Origin of the sequence: Streptomyces sp. 8N706 (genome assembly GCF_052245415.1) — a bacterium.
In the GTDB taxonomy this organism is placed as follows: Bacteria; Actinomycetota; Actinomycetes; order Streptomycetales; family Streptomycetaceae; genus Streptomyces.
Genome location: NZ_JBQQBW010000196.1, coordinates 1 through 6,133 on the forward strand (window position 1 = coordinate 1; position 6,133 = coordinate 6,133).

The 6,133-nt window shown below is 70.5% G+C and carries 4 protein-coding genes and 1 pseudogene; all 5 read right to left on the bottom strand.

Going from position 1 to position 6,133, the window contains the following annotated elements; translation table 11 throughout:
• Positions 1-760 precede the first annotated feature (760 nt).
• The 5 genes and pseudogenes from ACTWQE_RS33350 to ACTWQE_RS33370 all read right to left on the bottom strand — a co-directional run bounded on the left by ACTWQE_RS33350 (position 761) and on the right by ACTWQE_RS33370 (position 5,858).
• Positions 761-2,184 (bottom strand): annotated as a pseudogene (locus tag ACTWQE_RS33350) (IS1182 family transposase).
• 143 nt (positions 2,185-2,327) lie between these two features.
• Complete coding sequence (locus tag ACTWQE_RS33355; protein WP_443332838.1) at positions 2,328-2,903, bottom strand: GNAT family N-acetyltransferase; 576 nt, start codon at positions 2,901-2,903, stop codon at positions 2,328-2,330.
• 295 nt (positions 2,904-3,198) lie between these two features.
• Positions 3,199-4,008, bottom strand: a complete 810-nt coding sequence (proC, locus tag ACTWQE_RS33360) for a pyrroline-5-carboxylate reductase (protein ID WP_443332839.1) — start codon at positions 4,006-4,008, stop codon at positions 3,199-3,201.
• Between the two features lie 288 nt (positions 4,009-4,296).
• Positions 4,297-5,034, bottom strand: a complete 738-nt coding sequence (locus ACTWQE_RS33365) for an ABC transporter permease (protein ID WP_443332840.1) — start codon at positions 5,032-5,034, stop codon at positions 4,297-4,299.
• Positions 5,031-5,858, bottom strand: coding sequence for an ABC transporter ATP-binding protein (locus ACTWQE_RS33370; RefSeq protein ID WP_443332841.1), 828 nt, complete (start codon positions 5,856-5,858; stop codon positions 5,031-5,033). Before ACTWQE_RS33370 ends, ACTWQE_RS33365 begins: the two co-directional genes overlap by 4 nt.
• Between the last annotated feature and the right edge of the window lie 275 nt (positions 5,859-6,133).

The window sequence follows — 6,133 nt, forward strand, 5'->3', positions numbered from 1 at the left end:
CCACGTTAGCGGATTTCCCGACCGGCTCATAATCGAGCCATTCGCATCAGATTTCGGCATGCCGAAATCATCCCCGATGGGAGATCGTGCAGAAGTGGTTTGCCGCCGGTGCGGCCCGAGTGATGCCTCGGTGTCTGTGTGACTCCGTGACAACTCGAAGAACACTACACGACGCTTCGGTGGGCTTCAAACCCGTCCCCCGTAGCTCGTTCGAGCGTAGTCGCCTGCCCGACGAACCAGGCGCACACCCATGAGTGATGGGCGGCCTGACGGTGGCCGGACCTGCGCATGTACTGACGCGGCCGCCGCTTCGGCGGCCTCTCGCATATCTCCCCCGTCTCGCGCCGACCGGCCTGACGCAGGCGCCTGTCCCGAGACCGCGAGAGACAGAGATGGCGCGGACGCGGGTCTTCAGCGGGATCGAGCCCACCCGGGCCTCTGGCGCTGGGCAACTGCCTGGGGGCCGGCCGTACGGCGTTGGGGCTCCGGCCTATCTGGCGGTAGGGCTGCTGCCCGCCTCCTGACTGCTGTCTTCGACGCTGCCCGTCCTGGTGTGGCCGCGCGGCGCGTCCGCGACTGCCGCGCCGCACCCGACTACCGCGTCCGGCTAGGAGCGCGGGTCGGTAATAGGCAACTGACCGGGTGGCCGTGAGCGGTGGGATCAGTCGCGGTCGTCCGGTCGGCGTCTGTGAGGCCGGGATGGGGTTCTGCCCGTCAGGTGTGCGGCCTGGTCGGACCGTGACGGGCCGGGCCCCGCTGATCAGCTGACCATGGCGGCGAGTCCGGCGGTCCCTGCGTGTCGGAAGATCTTGCGGAGGTTGTGGCAGGCGGCCAGCAGGCGCCACTCGCCGCGGGCGCAGTCTTCGCCGCGCAGGAGGAGCTGGCGGCCGTTCTGGCAGGTCATGATCTGACCGAAGACGGGTTCGACGATGGCCTTGCGGCGACTGTAAGCGGCCTTGCCGTGCTTGGTCCGCAGCTTGCGGGCCATCCGCTGCTTCAGCGTGGCGTTCGCTGGTATCCGTCCGCGCGGTGTGGGCGGGACCTGCTCGTCGTGTGCCAGGCGTCCGGTGGCCATGAACGTGTCTGTGCCGCAGACCAGTTGACGGTGCCTCGCGGCGTTGAGATTGGCCTCGGAGCAGTAGCCGGCGTCGACCAGCGCCTGCTTGGGGCGGCGGCCGGTGTTCCAGGCCGACTGGTCGAGCATGGTGAGTTCAGCGCGTCGGAGGGGTTGGTCGTCACGTCGGCGGCTGTGATGACCTGGTGCTTCTCGTCCACGACGGCCTGGGCGTTGTATGCCTGGATGTAGGCGCCGTCGCTGTTCTTCATGATCCGCGAGTCGGGGTCGGTGAAGTTGGCCTGGGCTTTGGGTTTGGGACGCGCCTTCGCGGCGGCCTGCTGTCCGGCGTCGGTGACGGCCTGCTCATCGCTGGTGCCGGCCCGCTCCTGGCGGCGGCGTTCCTTCCGCTCGGCGTGGCAGCGTGCCTTGTCGGCGGCTTCGGCCTCGATCTGGGCGCGTGCGGCCTGCATTCTGGCCAGGCGCTTCTCGCGGCGGTCGAGTTCGGCGGGCAGGTCCACGTCCTTGCCGTCGGGGCCATAGGTCTGGTCCTCGGCGGTGTCGGTGGCCTCGGCGTCGGCCAGCAGCGCGTGGGCTTTGGCCTCCAGCGCGGCGATCTCGGCCTCGACGTGCTCCTCCTTGTCGACCAGGCGGCCGTAGCTCATCGCCTTGTGCTTGGAGGCGTTGGCCTCCAGTTTCGTGCCGTCCAGGGCGACGCGGCCCATCTTGACCATGCCGAGCTTCTGCGCGAGGTGCAGCGACTGGGTGAACAGGTCGGCGAGCGCGTCCAGGTGGCGTCGGCGGAACCGGGCGATCGAGCGGTAGTCCGGGGCGTGGTCGGCGGCCAGGAACCGGAACGCGACGTCGTCGGTGCATTTGCGCTCGATCGCCCGCGAGGAGCGGACGCCGGTGGTGTAGCCGTAGATCAGCAGCCGCAGCATCAGCCGGGGATCGTAGGGCGGGTAGCCGCGCTTCTCGGTGTAGTCCGCCAGCACCGGCGAGAGGTCGAGCACCTCGTCGACCAGGTCGGCGACGAACCGGGCGAGGTGATCCTCGGGCAGCCAGTCGTCCAGCGACGGAGGCAGCAGCAGGACCTGATGCGGATCGAACGCCCGAAACATCTTGTCCACCGCCGCCGGACGGCCCCAAGACCGCTTCTTCTCGACCGGCTCGACCTCGAACAGTCCATCCCCACCACGCATGTCGTGATCATCTCGCATGAAAGATCGCGAAGGCCAGCGGGTCGCCGCCGGGCCCTCGTGCGTGGTCGTGGTCAGCTTTGCTGACGGAAGTCCAGCATGTAGAAGACCTTGTCGTAGCGGCGTTCGCCGACGGCGACGAAGCCGGGCAGACGGCCGTACTCGGTGAAGCCCAGCGACCGGTAGAGGCGCAGGGCATTGGTGTTGTCGCCACGGGCGTCCAGAGTGAGGACCTCGATTCCCGCCTCCCGGGCGTCAGCGATCAAGGCAGCGGTCAGCGCCCGACCGACACCACGGCCATGGGCATCAGCATCTACCGCGATCTTCTCGAGATCGGCGTGTGGCCGATGAGTCGGGCGGGCGTAGCGGAGCCAGTACCCCAACCCGACAAGCCGACGGTCGAGGTAAGCGGCCCGCAAGGCCGCATCCCCGGCCTGCACCGCAGAGACGACGTGGCCGAGAAGTTCCGCCACCTCATCCCGCGAGGGTGGTTCGACCCAGCCCAGCGCAGCACCTCCACTGACCAGGTCCGCCAGGATCTGGTGGGCCGACTGCGCAAACCGGACCTCCAGCTCCGGATCGGAAGTCAGCTTCATGGCGTCAACGATGGCTGGCTCAGTGGTCACACCGCTGGTCATGGCCCGATTCATGACCCGCAGCCTAGGCCAGCCCAAGGCCCAGCCGAGACCCCGCGCTCCAGCCTCGGCGGAAGCCAAGCCGTTACTGACCCAAGCTCCTAGCCGCATCTTCGGGGGCAGTCCGGGCGGCACGTCCGGACTGCCACTCGCCCAGGCAGCACGTCCGGGCAGTACCTCCGGGCAGCCACGTCCGGGCCGGGCTTGCCGTTTTCGCCGTACCCCGCCCCACCCCTGCCGCCGTCCGCCCCACCGCGTCCCGCCCATCCGGCGCTGTACGGGACGGCGGGTGCTGCGTGCAGGATCGCTGTCAGCCGTTGCCGGAGGCCAGCTCGCGGCTGCGGTCGCGGGCGGCCTCCAGGGCGGCGAGCAGTGCCGCCCGTACGCTGTGGCGCTCCAGCTCGCGAATCGCGTTGATGGTGGTGCCCGCCGGGGAGGTCACGGCCTCACGGAGCTTGACCGGGTGCTCGCCGCTGTCGCGGAGCATCACGGCGGCACCGATGGCCGCCTGGACGATCAGGTCGTGGGCCTTGTCCCGGGGCAGGCCGAGCAGAATGCCCGCGTCCGTCATCGCCTCGACCAGGAAGTAGAAGTACGCGGGCCCGGAGCCGGAGAGGGCGGTGGCCGCGTCCTGCTGGGCCTCGGGCACGCGCAGGGTCTTGCCGACGCCGCCGAAGATCTCCTCGGCGTGCGCGAGGTGCTCCGCGGTGGCGTGGCTGCCCCCCGAGATGACGGACATGGCCTCGTCGACGAGCGCCGGGGTGTTGGTCATGACGCGGACCACCGGGGTGCCCGCGGCGAGCCGCTCCTCGAAGTAGGAGGTGGGAATTCCCGCCGCGCCGCTGATGACGAGGCGGTCGGAGGGGACATGGGGGACGAGCTCGTCGAGCAGCGCTCCCATGTCCTGGGGCTTGACGGTGAGGATGAGGGTGTCGGCGGTCTTCGCGGCCTCGGGGTTGGAAACGGGCTCGACGCCATAGCGGCTGCGGAGCTCTTCCGCGCGCTCGCGGCGGCGTGCGGTCACCAGGAGGTCGGACGGGGACCAGCCGCCGCGGATCATGCCGCTGAGCAGGGCTTCGCCGATCTTGCCGGTGCCGAGGACGGCGACCTTCTGCGTCATGGTGGCGCTCACCTCATCGGGGGTGGATTGCTGTGTGTGCGCACGGCGGATTCGTCCGTGCGGTGCGGGGTCCATCCTGGCACCGGTCGGACTCGGGCGCGGCGCCGTCCCCGCTGCGGCCGCCGGCGTGTGGCCTGCGTGACCTGGTTGCTTCAGCCCGGTCCTCCGCCACAGCATGCGCCCCGGCCCTCTCCGCGACAGCGTGCAACGCCCCTCGCGGCGTGAGCCGGGCGCACTCCCGAAGCGGACGGGCCGGCCGTCCGCGGCGCGTACGAGGGGCCCCCGGGTTCAGGCCGTGCGACGGCGGAGGGTGGCCGCGCCCAGGATGAGGACCAGGAGCGCGCTGCCTGCCACGACCACGGCGTCGCGTACGAAGTCGCCCGTCACCGAGGAGTTGCGCAGCACCTCGTTCATACCGTCGACCGCGTACGACATGGGCAGGACGTCGGAGACCGCCTCCAGGGCGGGCTGCATCGTGTCCCTCGGCGCGAAGAGGCCGCACAGCAGAATCTGCGGGAAGATCACCGCGGGCATGAACTGCACGGCCTGGAACTCGCTGGCCGCGAAGGCACTGACGAACAGCCCGAGTGCCGTACCGAGCAGGGCGTCCAGGAGGGCCACGAGGAGCAGGAGCCAGGGCGAGCCCGCGATGTCCAGGTCGAGCGCCCAGACCGCGAGCCCCGTGGCGAAGGCCGCCTGGACGATGGCGAGCAGGCCGAAGGCGATGGCGTAGCCCAGGATCAGGTCGCCCTTGCCCAGGGGCATGGAGAGCAGGCGTTCCAGCGTGCCGGAGGTCCGTTCGCGCAGGGTGGCGATGGACGTGACCAGGAACATGGTGACCAGCGGGAAGATGCCGAGCAGTGAGGCGCCGATGCCGTCGAAGGACTGCGGGTCGGCGTCGAAGACGTAGTAGAGCAGGGTCAGAAGCCCGCACGGGACGAGAAGCAGCAGGGCGATGGTGCGCGGGTCGTGGCCGAGCTGCCGCAGCACACGGCGGGCGGTGGCGAGGGTGCGGTGGGCGTTCACTGGTCACTTCCTGCGGTCGAGCCGACGGAGGGGCGGGGCCGGCCGGTGTCCGGGTCGGCGGCGTCGCGCTGTTTCGCGTCGTCGACCAGGCGGAGGAAGGCTTCCTCGACGGTGCCGGCGCCCGTACGGTCCCGGAGCGCGGACGGGGTGTCGTCGGCGAGGATGCGGCCCGCTCGCATGAGCAGCAGCCGCCGGCAGCGTTCGGCCTCGTCCATGACGTGGGAGGAGACGAGGAGGGTGGTGCCGCGCTCCTCGGCGAGGCGGTGGAAGAGGTTCCACAGATCGCGGCGGAGTACGGGGTCGAGGCCGACGGTGGGTTCGTCGAGGACCAGGAGTTCCGGGCTGCCGAGGAGTGCGACCGCGAGGGAGACCCGGGAGCGCTGGCCGCCGGAGAGGTTGTCCGCCAGGGCGTCGGCGTGGTCGGAGAGGTCGACCTCGGCCAGGGCTCGGTCGACCTGCGTCTGCCGGTGGGAGCGGCTGAGGCGCGGATCGAGCACGGCGGCGTAGTAGTCGAGGTTCTGCCGGGCGGTCAGGTCGGCGTAGACGGAGGGCGCCTGGGTGACGTAGCCGACGAGGGAGCGCAGCGGTGCGGCGCCGGCCGGGCGGCCGAGGACCTCGAGGGCACCGGTCACCTTGGCCTGGGTGCCGGCGATGGCGCGCATCAGGGTCGACTTTCCGCAGCCGCTGGGCCCGAGAAGGCCGGTGACCTGGCCGCGGGGGATGTCGAAGTCGACGGTGTCGAGGACGGTACGGCGGCCACGGACGACGCTGAGTCCGCGGGCCCGGACTGCCGGGCCGGCGGACTCCCCTGATTTATTCATCATGCGTTGAATAGTGCTCCGGGAGGGCCGTGCCGTCAAGACGTCCGCCGGGACACGACTCCGCCCCACCGCGGGCGCGGCGGGGCGGAGTTCATGGGATACGGCCGGGGAGGAGCGGCCGGACCGCCCGTACGCGGGTCCGGCTCGGCGTCCGGTCAGGCCGTGGGCATCAGGACGCGGGCTTCTCCCTTCTCGTTGTTGTGGCGTTCGGCCCAGTTGGTCAGTGCTGTGTGGCAGGCGTGGTCGAGGTGGCGCAGGTCCAGGAGGTCGAGTTCGAT